22 protein-coding genes are annotated in these 22,829 nt (G+C 43.3%); 10 read left to right on the top strand and 12 right to left on the bottom strand.

Features of this window, described 5'->3' with window-relative positions:
- Positions 1-16: 16 nt before the first annotated feature.
- The gene (locus J3L18_RS23580) at positions 17-715 is read right to left on the bottom strand and encodes an SMUG2 DNA glycosylase family protein (protein WP_129570442.1); all 699 of its coding nucleotides are present in this window, start codon (positions 713-715) and stop codon (positions 17-19) included.
- Between the two features lie 23 nt (positions 716-738).
- On the opposite strand from J3L18_RS23580, the gene J3L18_RS23575 reads away from it, so the two are divergent.
- From J3L18_RS23575 to J3L18_RS23540, 8 genes are all read left to right on the top strand, one after another.
- A complete protein-coding gene (locus J3L18_RS23575) occupies positions 739-1,572 on the top strand; it encodes an SDR family oxidoreductase (protein ID WP_311086354.1) in 834 nt (277 codons plus the stop codon).
- Between the two features lie 264 nt (positions 1,573-1,836).
- On the top strand, positions 1,837-2,724 hold the full coding sequence (locus J3L18_RS23570; RefSeq protein WP_129570444.1) for a glutamate--tRNA ligase family protein: 888 nt from the start codon (positions 1,837-1,839) through the stop codon (positions 2,722-2,724).
- Between the two features lie 199 nt (positions 2,725-2,923).
- A complete protein-coding gene (locus J3L18_RS23565) occupies positions 2,924-3,772 on the top strand; it encodes a phosphatidylinositol-specific phospholipase C/glycerophosphodiester phosphodiesterase family protein (RefSeq protein WP_129570445.1) in 849 nt (282 codons plus the stop codon).
- 22 nt (positions 3,773-3,794) lie between these two features.
- Entirely contained in the window at positions 3,795-4,022 is a 228-nt protein-coding gene (locus J3L18_RS23560) for a hypothetical protein (protein WP_223266218.1), read from the top strand.
- Positions 4,001-4,960 (top strand): glycosyltransferase, encoded by a 960-nt coding sequence (locus J3L18_RS23555; RefSeq protein WP_223266219.1) that lies wholly within the window; start codon positions 4,001-4,003, stop codon positions 4,958-4,960. The genes J3L18_RS23560 and J3L18_RS23555 overlap by 22 nt, the downstream gene beginning before the upstream one ends.
- Before the next feature lie 47 nt (positions 4,961-5,007).
- Entirely contained in the window at positions 5,008-5,949 is a 942-nt protein-coding gene (locus J3L18_RS23550) for a hypothetical protein (protein ID WP_129570446.1), read from the top strand.
- A 12-nt stretch (positions 5,950-5,961) separates the two neighbouring features.
- On the top strand, positions 5,962-6,813 hold the full coding sequence (locus J3L18_RS23545) for a GIY-YIG nuclease family protein (RefSeq protein WP_129570447.1): 852 nt from the start codon (positions 5,962-5,964) through the stop codon (positions 6,811-6,813).
- A 208-nt stretch (positions 6,814-7,021) separates the two neighbouring features.
- Positions 7,022-7,909: a PfkB family carbohydrate kinase gene (locus tag J3L18_RS23540; protein WP_129570448.1), complete on the top strand. Its 888-nt coding sequence runs from the start codon at positions 7,022-7,024 to the stop codon at positions 7,907-7,909.
- 248 nt (positions 7,910-8,157) lie between these two features.
- Here J3L18_RS23540 and J3L18_RS23535 read toward each other — a convergent pair whose 3' ends face one another.
- The 8 genes from J3L18_RS23535 to J3L18_RS23500 all read right to left on the bottom strand — a co-directional run bounded on the left by J3L18_RS23535 (position 8,158) and on the right by J3L18_RS23500 (position 16,573).
- Positions 8,158-8,919: a tetratricopeptide repeat protein gene (locus J3L18_RS23535; protein ID WP_223266220.1), complete on the bottom strand. Its 762-nt coding sequence runs from the start codon at positions 8,917-8,919 to the stop codon at positions 8,158-8,160.
- Position 8,920: 1 nt separating this feature from the next.
- Positions 8,921-10,738: a BatD family protein gene (locus J3L18_RS23530; protein ID WP_129570449.1), complete on the bottom strand. Its 1,818-nt coding sequence runs from the start codon at positions 10,736-10,738 to the stop codon at positions 8,921-8,923.
- A 23-nt stretch (positions 10,739-10,761) separates the two neighbouring features.
- Entirely contained in the window at positions 10,762-11,517 is a 756-nt protein-coding gene (locus tag J3L18_RS23525) for a tetratricopeptide repeat protein (RefSeq protein ID WP_129570450.1), read from the bottom strand.
- Positions 11,514-12,554 (bottom strand): vWA domain-containing protein, encoded by a 1,041-nt coding sequence (locus J3L18_RS23520; RefSeq protein WP_129570451.1) that lies wholly within the window; start codon positions 12,552-12,554, stop codon positions 11,514-11,516. The genes J3L18_RS23525 and J3L18_RS23520 overlap by 4 nt, the downstream gene beginning before the upstream one ends.
- A 4-nt stretch (positions 12,555-12,558) precedes the next feature.
- Positions 12,559-13,563 carry a vWA domain-containing protein gene (locus J3L18_RS23515; RefSeq protein ID WP_208102394.1) on the bottom strand — a complete coding sequence of 335 codons (1,005 nt, stop codon included), beginning with the start codon at positions 13,561-13,563 and terminating at the stop codon, positions 12,559-12,561.
- The gene (locus J3L18_RS23510) at positions 13,560-14,516 is read right to left on the bottom strand and encodes a BatD family protein (RefSeq protein WP_243771442.1); all 957 of its coding nucleotides are present in this window, start codon (positions 14,514-14,516) and stop codon (positions 13,560-13,562) included. The genes J3L18_RS23515 and J3L18_RS23510 overlap by 4 nt, the downstream gene beginning before the upstream one ends.
- Positions 14,517-14,533: 17 nt before the next feature.
- Positions 14,534-15,415: a DUF58 domain-containing protein gene (locus tag J3L18_RS23505; RefSeq protein WP_091173557.1), complete on the bottom strand. Its 882-nt coding sequence runs from the start codon at positions 15,413-15,415 to the stop codon at positions 14,534-14,536.
- Positions 15,416-15,517: 102 nt separating this feature from the next.
- Positions 15,518-16,573 carry an AAA family ATPase gene (locus J3L18_RS23500; RefSeq protein ID WP_129570453.1) on the bottom strand — a complete coding sequence of 352 codons (1,056 nt, stop codon included), beginning with the start codon at positions 16,571-16,573 and terminating at the stop codon, positions 15,518-15,520.
- Positions 16,574-16,866: 293 nt separating this feature from the next.
- Between J3L18_RS23500 and J3L18_RS23495 the strand changes: the two genes are divergently transcribed.
- Positions 16,867-17,898, top strand: coding sequence for a hypothetical protein (locus J3L18_RS23495; protein ID WP_129570454.1), 1,032 nt, complete (start codon positions 16,867-16,869; stop codon positions 17,896-17,898).
- Positions 17,899-18,138: 240 nt separating this feature from the next.
- On the opposite strand, the gene J3L18_RS23490 is transcribed toward J3L18_RS23495, so the two are convergent.
- From J3L18_RS23490 to ileS, 3 genes are read right to left on the bottom strand one after another with little or no spacing between them, the layout of a single operon-like run.
- Positions 18,139-18,744, bottom strand: coding sequence for a lipoprotein signal peptidase (locus J3L18_RS23490; RefSeq protein ID WP_129570455.1), 606 nt, complete (start codon positions 18,742-18,744; stop codon positions 18,139-18,141).
- The gene (locus J3L18_RS23485) at positions 18,745-19,128 is read right to left on the bottom strand and encodes a TraR/DksA family transcriptional regulator (RefSeq protein ID WP_090533802.1); all 384 of its coding nucleotides are present in this window, start codon (positions 19,126-19,128) and stop codon (positions 18,745-18,747) included. It abuts the gene before it with no gap.
- On the bottom strand, positions 19,128-22,511 hold the full coding sequence (gene ileS, locus J3L18_RS23480) for an isoleucine--tRNA ligase (protein WP_129570456.1): 3,384 nt from the start codon (positions 22,509-22,511) through the stop codon (positions 19,128-19,130). The genes J3L18_RS23485 and ileS overlap by 1 nt, the downstream gene beginning before the upstream one ends.
- Before the next feature lie 72 nt (positions 22,512-22,583).
- On the opposite strand from ileS, the gene J3L18_RS23475 reads away from it, so the two are divergent.
- Positions 22,584-22,778 (top strand): hypothetical protein, encoded by a 195-nt coding sequence (locus J3L18_RS23475; RefSeq protein ID WP_091173572.1) that lies wholly within the window; start codon positions 22,584-22,586, stop codon positions 22,776-22,778.
- Positions 22,779-22,829: the final 51 nt, after the last annotated feature.

Raw genomic sequence — 22,829 nt, 5'->3', positions numbered from 1 at the left:
GCTTGACGATGATTATTTATCCCGCAATACTTCCAAAAGCTTCAAGATATTTATCAATATAAAATTGCTTACTTGCCGTTTTGTATTGCATAATAAAGCGCGGATGTTCCAATGCTATGATCTCGCCAAAAAAGTAGTACTCATCATTTAGTTTGCGCAGAAATGTTTCATTCTTGCCTGTGCCAAAGCAAAAACATTTATCAGTATTAATGCCCAGGTCAATCTGCTTGCGGATGTTTTCAATCATGAACTGATAAACGGCTTTGGTTAACTCCTTGCTGTCATAGTAATTATAATTCTTTTCCTTGCCGCTGGTATCAATACTGGTAAAACCGAGCGGACAGGGCGAATTAATATAGATTTGTTTATAAAAAGCTTCCGGTCCGCCAAAGGCATTGATCACCTCATAAACAAATACCGATGATGGCTCGTGCGACATTTTGCCTTCGTAGTTGATGTGGCATTCAGATATCAACCGCTTAGGATCTGTAAAAGGGATGCCTGTTAAGCCGCCGCCAAACCTGCCGGGATTGATACCCAAAATGATGTGACGCTGCTGATTATCGTTGTAATATTTATGATAAAACTCATCAACAATACGCATAGTTTGCGGATGCTCCTTAAACGGGTTCATGATGCGGATGCCTTCGGGTAAAGGTTCACCGGTATAGGTTAGCTGCTCATTGAATTGGATAATCCGGTCTGCAAGTGTCATAACTCAAATTTAGCATTTTATAAATTCTGAAGGCTAATCGCTTTTTACCAAATGGTAAGTGGAACCGGTTTTTTGCGTGGGAACTTTGTGGTGTCAAAAAAAGAATAAACATCATGAACAATCAAATTGAAAGTAAATCGTCATTAAATGGCAAAAGGGTAATTATATTGGGTGGGAGTACTGGTATAGGCTTCGCAACAGCAAAAGCTGCCGCTGCCGAAGGTGCTAAAGTTGTCATTGTTTCAGGAAATCAAAGTAAGATCAACAACGCTTTAAGCCAGCTGCCTGAAGATGCAGAGGGCTACGCTGTCGACTTATCACAAGAGGAAAATATAAAATCGCTTTTTGAGCAAGCCGGCAATTTTGATCATTTGGTTTATACGGCTGCGGAAAACCTTAATCTCAGTAATATTAGCCAAACAGAGATCGAGGCTGCGCGTAAGTTTTTTAATCTGCGTTACTGGGGAGCTTATGCTGCTGTTAAATATGGCGTGCCGTTCATTAACAAAGGTGGCTCGGTAAATTTAACCGGTGGCACGGCAGGGGCAAGACCGGCAGCCGGTTGGTCGATAGCAAGCAGTATTTGCGGCGCCATGGAAGGTTTGGTGAGAGCGCTTGCCGTTGAGCTTGCTCCAATACGTGTAAACGCCGTAGTGCCGGGCGTAATTGATACTAACCTCTGGGATAGTATGCCTGCCGAAGACAAAGAAGGCCTTTACAATTGGGCAAAAGATACGTTATTGCTTGGTCGAGTTGGTCATGCGGAGGATGTTGCCCTTGCCTTTGTTTATCTTATGAAACAAAGCTTTGGGACGGGCCTCAATTTAGTTGTTGACGGGGGGACTTTGTTGGCATAGCGAATTTCGGAGTATAATTTTCAATTCTTTTTTGAGGATAAGAAGAAAGTGTCATTTCGATAGAGCAGGGACGGGCTGTGTAGCGGAGCGAAAGAGAAATCTTCTACAGCTGGCTCTACGACTATATTTGTAGATGCCGGGCGCAGAAGATTTCTCCTCACCCCGATGCGCAAATCCCAACCTCGGTTCGTCGAAATGACATTTTTCTATTAGTGATAATGCATCCCGCTTTTGTATCTTGGCGTTCATCAATCTTAAAAACAATTGAAAATCCCACGGATACATTTTAATAAAACCCGCATTGCGCCGACGCCAAGCGGGTTTTTGCATGTGGGCAATATCTTGTCGTTTTCAATTACCGCGGCATTGGCGCGTAAACATGGTGCTAAAATTTTATTGAGGATTGATGACCTCGACCGTGCAAGGGTTAACCTGGAATACCTGACTGATATATTTGATACGCTCCGATTCTTAGAAATCCCCTGGGATGAAGGCCCGCAGGATACGGATGATTTCGAATCCAGATTCTCCCAAATTCATCGGATGCAGCTGTACAACGAAGCTCTTGATCAATTGGTTGCGGGTGATTTTGTTTTTGCCTGCACCTGTTCGCGGAAGCAGATGAGTGAAACGGGAAGCTGTACCTGCTCAGATAAGCAGATCCCTTTAAATACCCCTGAAGCGAGCTGGCGCTTACGTACAGATAACGCTGCTACATTGCAGGTGAAAAGTTATAACGATAAAATTATCCTAACTCAACTACCTGCCGAAATGGAAAATTTTGTGGTCAGGAAAAAAGACGGTTTCCCGGCTTATCAGCTTACCTCAGTTATTGACGATCTGTTTTATGGCGTTGACCTGATTGTAAGGGGCGAAGATCTATGGGCGTCAACACTGGCGCAGATTCAGGTGGCGACTGTATTGGAGAAGCAGACTTTTAATGATATCGTATTTTATCATCATCCGCTGTTGCTTGAAGCAGATGGTAAAAAGCTATCCAAATCGGCCGGTTCAACGTCGATTAGATATCTAAGTCAGGAAGGCAAAAGTGCGGAAGATGTATTTATGCTTATCTCAGATCTTTGTTCACTTCCCGAAAAAGCAAATAACTGGCAGGAGCTTGCGGCATCAATTCTTCGCAAGCTTTCATAGGTTTATCAACACTTCTTTATAAAATATCTGTTTAATGTGACTCCAGCTTAATCGAACGATGTCAATTTGTATGTTTTAATGTGATGAAAATGTTAAGTCATTTACAATAAATTAAAGCAGTTCGTGCTTTTACTTTACCATGACATAACTGCCTGTACATATCTGTGGGGTAAATTTGTAGCAACAAATACAAATTACGATGCAAGCAGCATTTTGCCACAAGCACCTGAAATTTCTGTTTTTTGTTATCCTTACTTTCAGAGCTATTACCTGCCAGGCTCAAAACAGCCCCCTCTCCAAAGGTTTCGCGCACAATGACTACTGGCACAACCGGCCTCTGTACGATGCTTTGGATAACGGTTTTCAAAATGTAGAGGCTGATATTTACCTGCGCGATGACGAATTGCTGGTTGCACATATGCTGCCTGCTTTTCAAAAAAAACGCACCCTGGAGCAGCTTTATTTAAAACCACTGTTTAACTGTTATGAGGGCAAAAACAGGGAGGTGGTATACCCGCTTGCTCCTGTTACGCTGATGATCGATATTAAATCAGACGCCGAAAAAACTTACGCAAAGCTGGCAGAAGTTTTAAAACGCTATGCGCCTATGCTGTCGAGTTATAATGATGGCGAAATAATAGAGGGAAAAGTAACAATTGTCATCACCGGCAATAAACCTTATAAAATGCTTCAGGCGCAAAAGCAGCGCTACGCTTTTATTGATGAAGACCTGATGCAGGTGCATACCGATACACTTTCAAACACTGTTTATAAAACTGCCAGCTGCAAATATTCGCGCCTGATCAGCTGGACAGGTAAAGGCCCGATGCCCGAAGATCAGAGACAATTGCTTCGCGATTATGTAGCCGCGGCACATCACTATAAAAAGAGGGTACGCTTGTGGGCATCCCCCGAAAATAAAGAAGTATGGAAAGCTTTGCTTGAATGTGAGGTAGACCTGATCAACACCGATAAATTAGCCGAATTAAGAGAGTTCCTGATGACGGGGCCGGAGCCTGTAAGATACGCGAAGGTGAACACCAGGTAACACCCACTAATCACTCAATAAGATGAAAAAGATTAGAGTAGCATTTTTCGCCGAGATACTTATTGAAGATTTTGACGGTGCAATACGCACCATGTATCAGCTCATTAAACGTATAGACCGGAATATTTTTGAATTTCTGTTTGTTTATGGTGCCGGTCCCGACAGTATAGCCGGATTTGAATCATTAAAAGTTCCGGCTTTAACATTACCATTAACACCGGTTACACCATGGCAATACCTGGCTTGGTGATGAGCGAGCTAAAAGAAGAGATAGATAACTTTTCGCCAGATGTTGTACACATTGCTACGCCATCGCTTTTAGGTAGTTTCGCGTTAAAATATGCTACTCAGCAGGGGCTGCCTGTTATCAGTATCTATCACACACATTTTATTTCATATATCGATTACTACCTGAAACATACCCCATTCCTGATTAATAAGGTTAAACAGATGATGTCGGAAAGCCACAAAGCTTTTTATAATCAATGCGATCAGGTGTATGTTCCTTCAGTTACTATGAAGGACGAACTGATTGATATGGGGGTTGATACCTATCGCATGAAACTATGGCAGAGAGGAATAGACACCAGCCTGTTTTCGCCACGGCATAAAAAAAGTCTGCGCTCGTTGACTGGAAATGATAATCCCACCATTTTATTTGCCAGTCGCCTGGTTTGGGAGAAAAACCTGGAGACCCTATTTGAAATCTATGCCATCATGCAGGATCGCCAGCCCGAAGTTAACTTCATCGTTGCCGGTGACGGCGTTGCGTGTAAGGCCTGCGAGGCAAAGATGCCCAATACGGTGTTTACCGGTAAGGTAGATCATAAAACGCTTTCGGTATTGTATGCATCGTCAACCCTGTTCCTTTTTCCTTCTGTATCTGAGGCTTACGGTAACGTTGTACTTGAGGCTATGGCATCCGGACTGCCGTGCGTTATCGCCAATGGCGGCGGTTCAAAAGATTTTATTGAGCAAGGCATTAACGGTTTTAAATGCGAACCCTATAATGCCGCCTGTTATGTTGAAAGGATTGAACTACTGCTTAAAAGTAATAGCCTGAGAGAACAATTTATTGAAGAGGGACTTCAATACAGCAGCCGTTTAAGCTGGGAGCACCTGGCATCAGTATATTTTGATGATCTGGCCGAAATGGCGGGTGCGGATGTGTTGAATGAGGTGGGATAGTTCGGTTTTTTATTAAATGTTATATATTTAACTTTTAAACCTTACACATGATCAAACCTTTACTAACCATTTTATTATCCGTAATTACATTAACCATTCAGGCGCAAACATTTTGCGAAAAAATAACAAAACTAAAGCATGAGTGTTATGGTTTTACACCAAAGTCGCTTAGCCTGGCACAGAGAGAAGCAAAATCGGCGCAGCTGGATAAGTTCTGGGATTTAGCCAAAAGCAATAAAAAAGAAGCCGCGCTTTGCTTGAAAAATCTAATCCTGGCAGAAAACAATGATTCTTACTTTTGCTTTGATGCTTCATCGCTGTTACTTTCACTGGATGAAACAAAAGAATATCAAAGCGTCGTCTTAGAGGGTGTTAAAAAAAGTAATCTCGAAGACCTTGACCTTCAACCTTATGTGCAATTAAGTTTTTTCCTGGGCAAAAAAGGGAATGATATAAGTGCTTTAGCCGAAAAGCTGCTTAGCTATCCAAATGCCCATGTTAGCTTAACTCAACACGCTATAACGCTTAATGCCATAGACGCCAGCTTGTTTCTTTATAACACCATGAGTGCCGTTAAAGCCGAAAAAAGTTTGTTTAATATTATCGCCAATGGCAATTCAACCGGCAAACATAATGCTGTGGTTGTATTGAATATGATATCAACGCCAAAAGGAGATAGTTTAGTTAATCGCTTAATCCAAAATAAAGAGCTGCCTGATTCTGTATCAAATTTCATCTTGAAAGACAAACAGGATTTTAACATAAAAACAGCTTGTAAAAATGTAATAACAAGAGCAGATGCACTTCAAAAATTAAATGCATCATCATACGACGAAAATTTTATCTGCGAAGCAGCAAATGCACTAAAACCAGAAGATATTGAGGCAGTAAGGGAAGCAAGGTTTAAGACTACCCCGGGGTTATCAGACGAAGGTTTAAGCCGGTATTTTACACTTACCGCATTGTTAATAACTATGCGGAATAAATAGAAAAAAGCAGAAATGGAAATAAAGGCACTTACAATAACGCAATATTTAATTCAGGGTGATCCAGATGGTCTTGTCGCTTCTTATATATCAAACTGGACAGGGCAGTGTCTTAAATTTCCAAGAAATCTATTAGGTGCAGCAAGAAGCAGGGATGAATTTAAACGGCCTGGAGTCTATTTTTTGATTGGCCAAGATCCAACAGAAGTTAACAAATGGATTGTTTATGTAGGGGAAAGCGAAGGGCTGGATATTAGGTTAACAGAACATGACAGAGATTTAAAAAAGGATTTTTGGGAACAAGCTATCGTGTTTTCAAGTAAAGACGAGAACTTGACCAAAGGACATGTTCGATATTTAGAGTTTAGATTACAAGAGGAACTAAAAAAGCAAGCACGGGTAGGTCTTGAAAATATCAATGTTACCAAACCGAAACTTCCAGAGGCAAGCATGGCTGAAATGGAAACCTATTTGGATTTTCTGAAATTATTATTGCCTGTATTGGGTTTTCCTTTCTTTGAAAAACTAAAGCCCGGAGATCTGGGAGTCAGGGAGCAATTACTTTTCTTAAATATAAATAATCAGAAGGCGCAGGGCTATTTGACGCCTAAAGGAATTGTTGTGAAAAAATTAAGCACAATATCACCTGTGCAATCTCCAGCCATCAGTGGTAATTACGGTTTGCTGAGGCAGTCCCTTAATGATCAGGGCATTGTAAGCTTCTCTTCCGGAAAGTTTTTGGTCGATTATGAGTTCTCAAGCCCGTCTGCTGCAGCTGCAGTTATATTGGGATATAATATTAATGGAAGAGACGCCTGGAAAACAAAAGAGGGGGTTACAATTAATCAATTAGAGCAGAATAGATAGTTGATTATTATTGGACAAAAAATAAACGCCGGTATTTTATACTTATGGCGCTGTTAATAACCATGCGAAGTAAGTAAAAATCAGCTTTTTTATATTTCAATAGTATGTCACAAAACAGATAACTTCTTGTACTCAAAATCCTATTTCTTACATTTGCCGTTTGTTTTTATAATAGGAGCTGAGTATCAAATCATAATAGGGAAATTTCATGTACGATATTTGTTGTGTAGGGCATATTACGTTAGATAAAGTGGTAACGCCGCAAGCGGTGAAGCATATGGCTGGCGGTACTTCTTTTTACTTTTCAAACGCCATCCGTAACATGGATGTGAATTATACCCTGGTTACCTCGCTTGCTTTGAGCGAAATGCCGGTTGTTGAAAAACTCCGTAACAAAGGTATCGAAGTACATGCCACTACCGGCGGCGAAACGGTTTACTTTGAAAACATTTACTCTGTTAACCAGGATCACCGTACTCAGCGTGTGCTGCAAAAAGCTGATCCTTTCACTATCGAACAACTTGATGAAATCCAGTCTAACGTGTATCATTTAGGCCCTTTATTGGCCGATGATATCTCCGTAGAATTTATAAAAGCTCTCGCTCTGCGCGGCAAGCTTTCTCTTGATGCGCAGGGGTACCTGCGTAAAGTGGAAGATAAAAACGTAGTGGCTATCGACTGGCCCGAAAAACGCGAAGCCCTGCAACACATCCACATTCTGAAAGTAAACGAGCACGAAATGGAAGTACTTACCGGTATCACTGATATCCATGAAGGTGCCAAAGTGTTAAACGAATGGGGCGTTAAAGAAGTGGTTGTAACCCTGGGCAGCATGGGTTCGGTTATTTACAATGACGGTGTTTATTACCAGATCCCGGCATATAAACCGGTTGAAGTAGTTGATGCTACCGGTTGCGGCGATACCTACATGGCAGGTTATTTATATCAACGTGCCAAAGGCAAAGATTTCCAGGAAGCCGGCGAGTTTGCTGCTGCTATGGCCAGTTTTAAAATAGAATCATCAGGCCCTTTTACCGGAACAGAAGAGGATGTGCTGGAACTGTTAGCAAAACACAGCTTAAAGCCGAAAGCTTAAGGCAAAAAGCATTTTTATTTTTTTGTCATTTCGATAGAGCGGTGGAGGGTAAGAGCTATAGGGCGAAAGAGAAATCTTATACGCTCTGTACTAACGCTTTCATGGTCGCTAAGTAGGGCGTAAAGATTTCTCCTCACAGCCTTCCGCACAAGCCGCCCTTTGTTCGTCGAAATGACATCGTGGTGAATTAAACTCTATCAGGACTGCAACCTTTCGCCTTTTACCTTTATCCTTTCACCTCCTCAAAACTATATCTCCTTAGCGTCCGAGGCATTGATCCAGCCCTCGTTGCCGCTGGCCAGCCTGATCTTCATCCAGTCGTTATTGTTTTCCAGTATTTCAACCTTGGTACCGTCATGGATCAGGAACAGGTTTTTGGCATTGGGTGTGGGAGCACTTTTTACGTTTACCGATGTGCTGAAAATGATTGCGCCATGGTGTGCGTCAAAATATTGATCCTGGCGACTTGCAACAAACATGCTTGCAAATCCGAAAATCAATATCACTAAAGCCAAATAAAACGACCATTTTTTTATGCTTACCGAATTAGTGAACCTATACACTATCAGCAATGCACATCCTGCAACAAAGAACAGGATTGTCATCACTGCCAAAGTTGTTAACGAAAAGCGGAGAATAAACGAGTGCCACCATTTGGTTATGAAAAACTCGGTACCGGCTTCTACCTTATCTGTTGTTTTTTGATTGGCAAACTGGATATTGAAATTGATATCCTCATCGCCCGGCGAAAGCTTGTGCGCTTTTTCGTAATACAGCAGGGCAGATGGCACATCCTCATTTTTAAAGTAGGCATTGCCCAAATTATAATAAACCAATGCCGACTGGTGCCCGTCGTCCACAATTTTCTGGTACGTGGTTATAGCCTCTTTGTACTGGCCTTTGGCATATTGGTCGTTTCCTTTTTTTAACAGGATGTTAGCTTCATCGTTAGCTAATGCAGATATCGGCATAACGATGATGAGCAGTAAGTATATAATGCGCTTCATCATGTTATATTTTATTTTCAATGTTATTGATCATGTTCTGGGCCTTGTCAAACACTTGTTGCTCGGTAATCCCCGATACCGGTGCATAGCGGGCCATTTCGCAAAGATCGAGTGTGTCCAACATCTCGTTAATGAGGCTTTCATCAAGCGAGCGGGCTTTTAGTTCCGAAGCTATCTTTTCACGGTTAAGATCTGCGTAAGGAATATTAAGTTTATCACTCAAGTAGCCATATAAACCGCGGAAAAGGTTTTCATAAAAAGCCTTTTTATCGTTTAGTTGCTGTTTGGCACTGGCCAGGTGTTTAGCTGCCACTTTACCTGCTTTACGACTTTTTAAACCAACCACATCTGCGTTGTTTTTATCGCGCCATTTACCGTAAACCAAAGCGCCAACAAAACCTACCGGACCCAGGATCAGCAGGAAATAATACAATCCCGATCCATAAAAATCGCTGCCTACTTCATTTAGCTCGCTGCCGGTTTTTATGTAACGGATATCATTGCTCAGCACCTTAACATCCTGTTTGCCCGCGTTTGAAAAGGCGGTAACGTTACTGCCATCACCGGAGCCTTTAGCTACTTTGATATGGAATGCCTGGGTAGTTAAAGTAACATATCTGCCGGTAGCTGGGTTAAAGTATGCGAATTTAACCGGATCGATGGTAAAGTCACCCTGGTGCCTTGGGATCAGCAGATAGGTGTATTTTCTGCTGCCCGAAGCCCCGCTGGCATTTATGGTAATAGTATCGGTGATCTTGGGCTCATACTTCTCAAAGTCAGCCGGGAAAGTTGGGCTTATCGGTTTTAATAATTTCAGGTTTCCAGCACCGCTTACCTTTATGGTGTAATTAATGGCATCATTAGCCTTTACATCTTTTTTATCGAGCGAAGCTTCAATATTAAATTTACCCACCGCGCCGGTAAACTCGGCAGGTTTGCCTGCCAGCGGCAATGGTTTTACGTGGATAACAACAGGAGTGCTTTTAACCTTGTACTTCACATCCTCGTATCCGCCAAAAAATGCATCGAATGGGTCGCCTGATGATGAAGCTGCTTGCTGCCTTACTATGAAGTTCATGACCGAAGGCTCAATGGTGATATCGCCCTCATGCTCTGGGAACAGTACGGTTTGCTTAATGTCGGTTACGTTGTACCGTACGCCATTTAAAATTTCGGTGCGCCATTGGGCGTTAGGATTATTGTTTTTGATCTCCTGGCTGTAAAATCCGTTCAGATCAGGGATTTTTTCCGGTTCGCCGTTGGCGATGTTAACCCGGGTATAAAGGCGCAGGTTCATCATGATCTGTTGACCCATGTAGGCCGTTGTTTTATCTACCTCAGCACGTAAAAACAATGATTTGGAGATATCGCTTACACGTCCTTTTTGAATGTTGCGGCTATCGGGGCCGTTACTTTGTTGTTGCTGAGCCTGCTGGTTAGCCTGCCCGCCCTGGCCTTTTACCACTTTAATTTTAATCGGGGATGTACTGTAAGACCGTCCACCCGATATAATTGTAGCCGGGCCAATAGTAAATTCGCCTTCGCGGGTAGGCACCAGGTCATATCCGTAAGCAATGCTTGATGAAGTAACCCCATTGATCATGGACATACTGTTGGATACATTGGGTCCGCCCACTACCTGGAAGCCGCCAAAAGCCGGTGGCGCGAAACGATCGCCATTGGCATTGATGGAAAAGGTTACTTCAAGTACTTCGCCTGTGCCTATGGTGGTTTTATTTACCGATGCCGTGAACTTTACCTGCGCAAAAATCAGGCTTGAGCAACACAGCAGCAACGTTAATATGGAAAGTTTAATTTTCATTAGTATCTACAAAACAACAGGATTTACCAATCTTTTGAAATAGGCACCTTAGCACCTTTTAATTTTTTATTCTTAAGCTTATCCTGGGTTTGCTTTTCATCATTGTTAAGGGCATCAAGCATACGCTGGGCGTCATCTTTTGACAACTGGTTAGGCTGTTGTCCCTGCTGATCTTTCTGATCCTGGTTTTGTTTATCCTGATCTTTCTTGTCCTGGTCCTGCTTATTTTTATCCTGGTCTTTTTTGTCTTTATCCTTGTCCTTATTGTCTTTGTTATCTTTATTCTTATCCTTGTTTTTGTCCTTGTCCTTATTATTCTTGTTGCCCCCGCCGCCTTTATTCTTATCCTGCTGGTTTTTCAGCATTTTTTGAGCATAGGCAAGGTTATACCGGGTTTCCTCATCTTTAGGGTTATTAATGAGGGCCTTTTTATAAGCGTCGATACTTTCCTGGTATTTCTTTTCGGTCAAAAATGAATTGCCGATGTTGTGATAGGCACCTGCTTTTACATTTTTATCAATGGATGCCGTTGCCAGTTTATTGAACTGCGCCGCTGCATCATCATATTTCTTTTGCTTAAACATGGCGTCGCCAAGGTTAAAATTACCCTCCAGGGTTTTTTCCTTTTTGCTCATGGCCTGGCGGTAAGCCGCTTCAGCTTCTTTAAACTTTTTTTGCTGATAAAGCTCGTTACCCTGCTTCAGGTATTTTTTTTCCTGCTGGGCAAAAAGAAATGAAGCCTGCAGCACTAATAAAATGGCTATGATATATTGCTTCATGTGTTTTTTACTTCAAATAATTTGATCTTGCTTAGGCGCATGTTTTTACGGATGGAAATAAAGAACTCGGCCAATAACAATACAAAGGCAATGGCCAGGAAAAACTGGAACCTGTCTTCAAAGTCCTTAAACTGTTTGGTATCCGTCATTTTGCGCTGCACCTTAGCTATTTGGTCCATTACAATGTTGAGGCCACTGTTGGCATTGTTGGCACGTACATAAACACCGTTTCCTGCTTCGGCAATTTCCTTGCCCATTTGCTCATTAAGCTTGCTTACTACGGGGTGGCCGGTGCTGTCATTATGGAAACCAGTTTGTTTGCCGTTTTGATAAATGGGGATTGGTGCACCTTCTTCCGAACCTACTCCAACCACATTTACCGTAACATTTCTTGCTAAAGCGGCTTTGGCTGCCGATACGGCATCGTCCTCATGGTTCTCACCGTCGGTAATAATAATAATGGACTTGCCGGTTCCGTTCTTAAAATCAAACGATTGCATACCTAAATTAATTGCAGCGCCAATAGCTGTGCCCTGTGTTGGTACCATTTCGGTATTAATGGTATTGAGGAACAGTTTAGCTGCCGCATAATCCGTAGTTACCGGAAGCTGTACATAAGCCTGACCGGCAAATACTACAATGCCAATCCGGTCGTCATGCAGCTTATCAATCAATTGAGATAGTGCGCGCTTGGCGTTTTCCAAACGGTTAGGAGCAAGGTCTTGCGCCAGCATACTGTTAGATACGTCAAGTAGTATCATCAAATCGGCGCCTTTGCGCTTTACCTCTTCGGTTTTTGAACCCAGTTGCGGATCAGCTATGCCCACTATAAGCAGGGCATAGGCCACTATGAAAAAGATAAATTTGATCCATGGGCGTGAAAAGGAAACCTGCGGCATCATCTGCATCACCACTTCCTTATTGCCTAACGAGGCAATTGCTTTACGTTTCCACCAGTTTACCCTCAAAAAAATAAAGAGCAGCAGCGGAATAGCAAGCAATCCCCATAAAAATTCTGTATTTGCAAAACGTAGCATGCTGTTATGTTATAGCTCCCTTAAGCAGGGTGTTTCTTGTTAAAAATTCTAACGATAAAAGCGCCAGCGCAATAATGGCGAAAGGTAAAAACCGTTCTGTTTTTTTGCGGTATTGGGTAACATCAATCTTGGCCTTTTCCAATTTGTCAATCTGCTCGTAAATATCCTTCAAAGCATTATTGTTGGTTGCCCTGAAGTATTTACCGCCGGTAATTGTGGCGATTTTGCTCAATGTACCCTCATCAATATCAACCTTCATGCGCTGATATTGGATGCCCATTGGAGTTTGAACCGGGTAAGGTGCAAAGCCGTTAGTGCCGATGCCTACTGTATAAACCCTAACACCAAATTGTTTGGCAATTTCGGCAGCGGTAACCGGGGGGATAGAGCCCGAATTGTTTGAACCATCGGTAAGCAGGATCACTACTTTACTTTTGGCCTCACTATCTTTTAAACGGTTTACAGCCGTAGCCAAGCCCATCCCGATGGCGGTACCATCTTCAATCATCCCGTTTTTGATATCGGCATAAAGGTTTACCAGTACCGAGTGATCGATGGTGAGCGGACATTGCGTGAAACTCTCACCACTAAAAACTACCAGGCCTATCCTGTCGTTAGGGCGGTTCTGGATAAAATCAATAGCGATGTTTTTGCCGGCCTCAAGCCTGTTGGGCTTAAAATCTTCGGCGAGCATACTGCCCGAGATATCTGATGCAATAACGATATCGATGCCCTCAGTAGTAGTATCCTGCCAGCTTAATGACGACTGAGGCCTTGCCAGTGCTATGATAAGCGCAGCCATTGCAAATGAGCGTAATATGATGCCCAAATGCCTGAAACGCGGCAGCATGCTTTTGGTGATCATGGCAAAACCCCTGATGGTAGGCATGGCCAGGTTACCCTGCAGTTGCTTTTGTTTCCAGATGTACCAGCCCACCATAAGCGGAATGCTGATGAACAGCCAGAAAAAGCCCGGATGAGCAAATTCTATTCCTTTAAACCAAATCATTTTGCCTCATCTCCCTTCACATTTACATCGGTTGGCCTGGCATGGGGTTGCGTATCTTTAATAAAAGTAACGGCGTTTTCCATGCTCTTTTCATTTTCATTGGCCGCGGGTTTCTCTTTGGCAAACTTTACCATATCGGCAAGTATGAGTAATTGCCTTAACAGGTTCCTGTCTTCGCTGGCTATGTCCATGTGCGTTAAGCTGGCAAAGATCTCTTCAGATGTTTGCTCCAAGGCTTGGATGTTGTACCGTTTTTCAAGGTACTCGCGCACCACGTCGCTCAGTTCAATATAATATTGTTTAACCTGGTCATGCTGCCAAAGCTGCTTGTTTTTGATTTCTTCGAGTTTTTGAAGGGCCTGGATATGCAACGGGATATCGGGCTTAACTTCTTCAACGATCACTTCTTTTTTAGGCCGTTTTAACAGATAATAAACCACGGCGCCAATAACGATCAAGCCAAGCAATATACCTGTAACCAGCTTCCAGTTATCACGCAGCCAGTCCCAAAAAGTGTATTTAACAGCCAGCGGCTGTTTAATGTCATAGAAAGCTTTAGTTGTATCAACGGCCACTGTTCTGACATCAAGATTCAATGTGTCCGTTAGTAAATCGCCTACCGGCGATTTAAACACGTATGACGGGATGATATAAGTACCGCTGTCGAAAGCGGTAATGGTATAATGCCTGTTGATGGTTTCGATGGATTGATCGCCCTTGTCAAAAGCAGTATCTGCCTTAAAGTTTACAATCCGGATCTTGCCGATGCTGTCGGCCAGTTTAGGAAATCCTATGCTGTCCTTAGCGTGAAAACGAATACTTAAGTTGAGCTGTGTTTGTTCGCCTATCAGGATCGATTTTTTATCCAGTGTAGCTTTAGCCCCAAAGTTTTGAGCCCTGCCTGTTTGGTAAAAGCCTGCAAGCAATACCAACATAGCCAGGGTGTATTTCATGTACCTGTTCATATATTTTACCGCCGGCCTTCCCGCTTTTTAAATAATGTCATTAATGGTTTAACGTATGATTCATGTGTGCCAATGGTAGTATAATCAACCCCCGAGCGACGAAAAGCATCCTGCAGGGCGGCGTTGCGTTTCACTGCATCCCATTTAAAAGCGTCGCGAACAGCTTTGTCGCCGGTGTTTACCCACATGATATGGCCGCTTTCTTCGTCCTTAACCGGGATCAGTCCCAGGTTCGGGAACTCTTCCTCGTGTTTGTCGTAGAGTTTTAAAGCGATGATATCGTGCTTTTTATTGGCGATCTTAAGCTCGTTTTCAAATTCGGGGGTAATAAAGTCAGAGATCACAAAGGCCGTGCATTTCTTTTTGATAACGCTTGTGAAGTATTTCAACGCTTCGGCCACGTTAGTGCCTTTGTTTTCGGGCTGAAAAGCAATCAGCTCGCGGATGATCATCAGGATATGGCTGCGGCCTTTTTTGGGCGGAATAAACTTCTCGATCTTATCGCTGAAAAAGATTACGCCCACCTTGTCATTATTCTGTATGGCCGAAAATGCCAGTACCGCGCAGAGTTCGGTTGCCAGATCCTGCTTTTGCTGATTTTGCGTGCCGAAGTTTTCAGAACCACTCACATCCATCAGCACCATAACGGTAAGCTCGCGCTCCTCATCAAACACTTTTACATACGGATGGTTAAAACGGGCGGTAACGTTCCAGTCGATGGTACGGATTTCGTCGCCGATCTGGTATTCGCGCACCTCGCTAAAGGCCATACCACGCCCCTTGAAAGCCGAGTGATACTCGCCCGAAAATAAGTGGTTACTTAAGCCACGGGTTTTGATCTCTATCTTCCTTACCTTTTTTAGCAGATCCTTGGTGTCTTTAGCCATATACCCTCCTAAATCCCCCCGAGGGGGAGGACTTTAAAAGCCTTTTAATTAACAATTTTATCTTTTTATCTCCCTCTCCTTTGGAGAGGGCAGGGGTAAGGTTTACGGTACCTCAACCACGTTTAGGATGCCGGTAATGATATCCTCACTGGTGATGTTTTCGGCCTCGGCCTCGTAGCTTAAGCCAACACGGTGCCTTAATACATCATGACAAACTGCACGTACATCTTCAGGGATCACATAACCGCGGCGTTTAATAAAGGCGTATGCTTTTGCTGCCAGTGCCAAACTGATGCTTGCCCTTGGCGATGCACCAAAGGTGATCAGCGTTTTGTATTTGGCAAGCTTAAACTGATCGGGGAAACGGGTTGCAAAAACAATGTCGATGATGTATTGCTCTATCTTTTCGTCCATATAAACCTCGCGCACAATTTTGCGGGCTTTGATGATCTCATCTGGCTTGATGATAGCGTTTGGCTTATTCATGCCTGACGGCGAGATATTGGCGCGCATGATCTTTTTCTCATCCTCTTTGTTAGGATATTTGATCTCCACTTTTAACATAAAACGGTCAACCTGAGCTTCGGGCAGGGGATAGGTTCCTTCCTGCTCAATAGGGTTTTGGGTTGCCAGTACCAGGAACGGATCGGGCAGTTTATAGGTGGTATCGCCAATAGTTACCTGGCGTTCCTGCATGGCCTCAAGCAGCGCGCTTTGCACTTTGGCAGGCGCACGGTTAATCTCATCGGCCAAAACAAAGTTGGAGAAGATAGGGCCTTTACGCACAATGAACTCTTCTTTCTTTTGGTTGTAAATCATGGTACCCAATACGTCGGCAGGGAGCAAATCCGGGGTAAACTGGATCCGGCTAAAATCGGCCTGAATGGCTCTTGACAGGGTATTGATGGCCAGCGTTTTAGCCAGTCCCGGTACACCTTCCAATAAAATGTGCCCATTAGCCAGTAAACCGATCAGCAAACGCTCAACCATATAACGCTGACCAACGATCACTTTATCCATCTCCATAAGCAGCAGGTCGATAAACGCGCTTTCCCTTTGTATCATTTCATTCAGTGCCCTGATATCGGTTGAATACGATGTTGGAGCTGCCGGAGCTGCTGATGAAACATTTCCTGTGTAACTATTTTGTTCTTCCATTAATTTTTTTGTTTCGGTAGGCAAACTTAAACACCCGCTCAATTTTTCGCCAACTAAAATCCATGCTTAAATGTTAAAAAGTGTTAAATCGTTATATATCGCGGCGGATATATCTGTTTAACACTCACAATGTTTGGTGATAATTGTTAAATCCGGCTATGTTAAGTCCCAATATACACTATTTAGCCGCTTGCGGTAATATATAACGTGTTAAAACGGGTTTTATTGAATTGGCATAGGTTAAAGTTTTCCGGACTTTATTATCTATTTTTAATCAACATTATCCGGGCGATATGAAAAAGAGAAGATTGTTATTTATGCTGGTGATAACCGTCGTTTCGGCAATGGCTGCGAGGGCGCAAAATAGGTATAAAAATATCCCTCTGCCAAAAGCCATCAACGGTGTAAACGAAGAATTTTCAGGTATGACCATTTATGGCGGTCGCCTTTACCTCGAACCGCAATATGGCGATCATAAAGAAACAAAATTGGATGGTACATTTAACCTGTATAGCATCCTTGCAGATAGCATCAACAGGGTTATAGACGGACAGGATACAGCATTATCAGCCTTTAAAACCATCAGCGTAAAAAATTTGAACTTGCTCCCCGATTCTGTAAAAGCAAACTATGAAGGCTTTGAAGCTATCAGCATCGCTAATAATACTGTGTTCCTTTCTATCGAAACGGACGATAAATACGCTTACTGTTTTATACTGAAGGGGAAATTAGATACCGCTAAAGGAGAAGTGATAATTGACCCGGAGCATTTTATTTCCCTGCGAAGATATCCATCCATCAGCAATGCCGGGTTTGAAAGTGTTACCTATCTCCCTAAAGAAAACAAATTGCTGGCTTATTATGAGTTTAATGCAATGTCTAAAGGTGGCTGCGGCTACTTGATAGATACTTCGTTTAGTAAGATGCCTCAGCAAATTATAACACCATTCCTGTATTTCAGGATTACGGACATAGCAGCAGCCGGTGACGGGAAGATCTACGGTGTAAATTATTTCTGGAACGGTGATTACGATGCTTATCTAAATAACGATTGGGTGAAAAAGTCAGAGGCTAATATTAGCAAAGCAGTCCCGGAGATTGGCAGTAAATTAAGAACCGATCCTAACTACCTCCATAACAACCCTTACGCTGCAATAGTAATGTTGAATACCCGTAAAAGTAAGCAGTGGAAATATATACGTTCATTTGATGGTGTTAAAAATAACTGGGAAGGTATAGCCCTGTTTAAGAAGGGGGCATTGATTGTTACCGATGCCAACAGGAGTAGTAAGCAGGTTTGCAGGTTGGTTTACGTGGATTTTTGAGGAAACTAAAAAGAGGATGTCATGCTGAGGTTCTCGAAGCATGGTGGGCAGGCCTCTGCGCGCGACCCTTCGACAAGCCCAGGGTGACAGGCCGGCACGTAAAGAAAAAGGATGTTATGCTTAGGTTCTCGAAGCATAGTGGACGGGCCTCCGTAACCCTTCGACTAACCCTGGGCGACAGGCGATGAGCCGAAAAAAGCCGCTCATCGCGGCTTTTGATATATTAAGTATTTAATAATTCTATTCTTCAACCATTTCGCTGTTGGGGCTGGCTACTTCTGGTTTTTCGTGTTTAAAATAGCGTTTCTGGTATAAGAGGACCATAATTACGCCTACACAGATAGAGGCATCGGCCAGGTTAAAAACCGGCCTGAAAAACTCGAACGATTCGCCTGCCCAAAACGGGAACCATGACGGATAGGTGCCACGCAATAGCGGAAAGTAAAACATATCAACCACACGGCCATGAAATAAAGGGGCATATTTATACATTATACCATAAAAGGTTGAATCGATAATATTGCCCATGGCGCCGGCTAAAATGAGCGCTACGTTCATGATGAGCCCGCGATGGTATTTGTGTTTAATTAAATAAATAAGGGTGTAAATTATACCGCAAACCGCAACTATGCGAAACAGCGTTAAAGCCAGTTTGCCCGCATCGCCGCCCCACTCCATACCAAATGCCATACCGTTATTTTCGGTGTAATGCAGCATTCCCCTGCTTCCCAGGAAGCGAATTTCGTCCTGGAGCTGCATGTGTGCACGTACCCAGGTCTTGATGATCTGGTCGGCAAGGATGATGAAGGCAGCAGTTAAAAAAGGTTTGGTATAAGCAGCCTTCATTTATTGCTTTAATTTAGCTTCCATAGAGAGGGTTGTGTGCGGAACAGCACGTAAACGCTCTTTCGGGATCAGCTTGCCTGTTTCGCGGCAAACACCGTAAGTTTTATTTTCAATACGTACAAGCGCGGCTTCAAGCTGCTCAATAAACTTTTTTTGACGGGCGGCCAATTGGTTTATCTGCTCTTTTTCAAGCGTGGCCGAACCATCTTCTAATGTTTTGTAAGTACCGGCAGTATCATCGGTGCCGTTGGCATTAGGCGAACTCAATGAGGTAGCCAATGAGTTTAATTCCTCGCGGGCTATGCGCATTTTATCCAGGATAATCCCTTTAAATTCCTGCAGGTCAGCTTCAGAATATCTGGTTTTTTCTTGTTCTTGTTTCATTATACTTTACTAATAGCAATCAATATTTCTTGTTCGTCAATTGTAACAGGCTCGCCCCCGGTAAGGTTATCCACAAACGTAATGCTGTCGGCCAAAATTTCGGCGCAAATGTAGGATAGATTGTTTTCCACGGCCTCTCTGATCGCCGGGGTGCTGCTTACCTGCACGTTTATCCTGTCAGTTACTTCAAATCCTTTGGTCTTACGTATATTCTGCACACGGTTGATAAACTCGCGCGAGATACCTTCCTGTTTTAATTCATTGGTTATGGTAACATCTAAAGCCACGGTTAGTTTTCCCAGATTTGCTACCTGCCATCCGGGTACATCTTCGGCTATAATCTCTACATCGGTAGCCAATACTTCGTATTTGCCATCAAGGACCGGGATGTTGCCATTGGCTTCTAAAGCGGCTATATCATCCTGGGAGAAATTTGTGATGGCTTCGGCTACAACTTTCATATCCTTACCAACTTTTTGGCCTAAGGCCTTGAAGTTTGGCTTTATTTTCTTTTTAATGAAACCTGCGGTATCGGTAATATACTCGATATCCTTAATGTTGGTTTCAGACAAAATCAGGTCTTTAACCTCCTCAACGTGTAATTTAAAGCTTTTATCCAGTATTGGCAATAAAATTTTGCTCAATGGCTGGCGCACGTTGATATTCACCTTTTTACGTAACGAAAGCGCTAACGACGAAATATCCTGTGCAAGTTGCATACGCTCTTCCAGTTCGGCATCAACCAGTGCGCTGTTGTACTCGGGGAAGTAAGCAAGGTGTACCGATTCAAACTCTTCCTTGCGGGTAACAGCGTTCAGGTCACAATATAACCTATCGGCAAAGAATGGCGCAATTGGAGACATCAGTTTGCTGATAGAAATTAAACAGGTATATAAAGTTTGATAAGCCGAAAGTTTATCTTCTGTGTTATCAGATTTCCAGAAACGGCGGCGGCTTAAACGGATAAACCAGTTACTGAAATGCACGTCAACAAATTCCTGGATAGCACGGGCCGCCTTGGTTGGCTCAAAATCGGCATAATAACCGTCAACCTCTTTGCTTAAAGTGTTTAACAGGGATATGATCCAACGGTCTATCTCCGGGCGTTTGCGGTTCTCTATCTCTGGTTCACTGTATGTGAATTTATCAATATTGGCATATAATGTAAAGAACGAGTAGGTATTGTACAGCGTGCCAAAAAACTTACGCCTAACTTCATCTATCCCCTCTTCATTAAATTTAAGGTTATCCCAAGGCGATGCATTGCTGATCATATACCAGCGGGCGGCATCAGCGCCATATTTTTCGATGGTTTCGAAGGGATCAGCGGCATTGCCTAATCGTTTAGACATTTTGTTGCCGTTTTTATCCAGCACCAAACCATTGGATACCACGTTTTTAAAGGCGATGCCTTTATTACCTACCTGCTCATTGATGGCTTTCACCTCATCACTTGCTTCGCTTAGCATTACCGCTATGGCATGCAGGGTAAAGAACCAGCCGCGGGTTTGGTCAACGCCCTCGGCAATGAAATCTGCCGGGTAAGCATTCTTAAATTCCTCCTGGCCTTCAAATGGGAAATGCCATTGTGCGTAAGGCATAGCGCCCGAGTCAAACCAAACGTCGATCAGGTCGGGCTCGCGCAGCATTTTATTGCCGGTTGATGATACTAAAACAACATCATCAACATAAGGGCGGTGCATGTCTTCCAGTACAAAATCTTCGGGCATGAAACCTGCTTTGATCGATTTCGCGATCTCTGCATTAAGCTCTGCAATTGAACCTATGCAGATCTCCTCAGCTCCATTTTCCTCGCGCCAGATAGGCAGCGGGGTGCCCCAGTAGCGTGAACGCGATAGGTTCCAGTCCACCAAATTTTCCAGCCAGTTACCAAAACGGCCTGTACCGGTTGATTCCGGTTTCCAGTTGATAGTTTTGTTCAGCTCCACCATTTTATCCTTCACCGCTGTGGTGCGGATAAACCAGCTATCGAGCGGATAATATAGTATCGGCTCGTCGCTACGCCATGAGTGCGGGTAGCTGTGTTCGTATTTCTTAACGTCGAACGCGCGGTTCTCGGTTTTTAATTTGATAGAGATGAGTACGTCGGTCGGTTTAAAACCTTCTTCGGCACGCTCGGCGTCGGTATAATATTCTTCCTTAACGTAACGGCCGGCGTAATCGGTAACCTCATCAACAAAACGGCCTTGTTTGTTTACCAACGGAACATCTTTACCGGTTTCGTCTTTAACCATTACCGATGGAACATTGTTTTCTTTACAGGCCCTGAAGTCATCAGCACCAAAAACAGATGCGGTATGTACTATACCAGTACCATCTTCGGTAGTAACAAAGTCGGCTGGGATAACACGGAAAGCGTTTTTTTCCAGATCCTCGTTAGTTACATAAGGCATCAACTGCTCGTAGTGGATGCCCACCAGTTGACTGCCTTTTACTTCTGCCTCAATTTTCCATGGGATGATCTTATCACCACCTTTGTAATCAGCGAACGAAGCGTTCTCACCTTCAGCTTTAAAGTATTTCTTAATCAGGTCTTTAGCCAAAACTACACAAACCGGCAGGTAAGTGTAAGGGTTGAAGGTGCTGATCTTAGCATAAGTGATTTCTTCGCCAACAGCAAGGGCACAGTTTGAAGGCAATGTCCACGGGGTAGTTGTCCAGGCCAGAATAAATACATCGGTATCTATTCCGTTGAACAAAAACTCCGAATCACTATCGCGTTTAACTTTAAACTGGGCGGTGATGGTGGTATCCTTCACCATTTTGTAGGTGCCCGGCTGGTTAAGCTCGTGTGAGCTAAGGCCGGTACCTGATTTTGGAGAGTATGGCTGTACGGTGTAACCTTTATACAGCAGATCTTTATTGTGCAGCTGTTTAAGAATCCACCAAAGGCTTTCAATGTATTCGTTTTTGTAAGTGATGTACGGATCGTTCAGGTCGACCCAGTAACCCATTTTCTCGGTCAGGTCGTTCCAAACGTCGGTATAGCGCATTACCTCCTTACGGCAGGCATCGTTATAATCTTTTACGCTTATTTTTTTGCCGATATCATCTTTAGTGATGCCCAGGGCCTTTTCAACGGCAAGCTCAATAGGCAAACCGTGGGTATCCCAGCCGCCTTTACGTTTTACCTGGTAGCCTTTAAGGGTTTTGTAGCGGCAAAAAATATCTTTAATTGAGCGCGACATTACGTGGTGAATCCCGGGCATACCATTAGCGCTCGGTGGCCCTTCATAAAAAGTATAAGGGCTACCCGCCGGACGGCTGGTAATGCTTTTTTCGAAAATGTTTTTCTGTTTCCAGAAGTCCAGTATCTCTTTGCCGGTTTGCGATAAGTTTAACTGCTTATATTCCTTGTACATCTATAATTTCACCTCGTTTTTAAGAGGTTGCAAAAATACAGAATTTAAAAATGATTTTTTTAATTTACGCCGATGAAAAATAAAGCAAAACGCTCTGTTTATCTTTTATTAATCGGGATAATCCTGTTTTCGGCAGGGATGGCCATTCCCAGCGGCCCCAACGAAAAATGGGATGATTATGCGCGCGGTGCGGGAGCTGGTTTATTTATTGCCGGCTTTATCGGCCTGGTGACCTGGCTTATTGACGTGGTGAAGGAAAATAAGTAAGCCTTAGGTACTGAGTTGTTGGTCGTAAGTCTTAAGTTCAAAGTTGGATAG

This window comes from Mucilaginibacter gossypii (assembly GCF_017569325.2).
Classification (GTDB): Bacteria; Bacteroidota; Bacteroidia; order Sphingobacteriales; family Sphingobacteriaceae; genus Mucilaginibacter; species Mucilaginibacter gossypii.
Note: the sequence above shows the minus strand (reverse complement) of the source record. Positions and strands in the feature narration are given on the sequence as shown.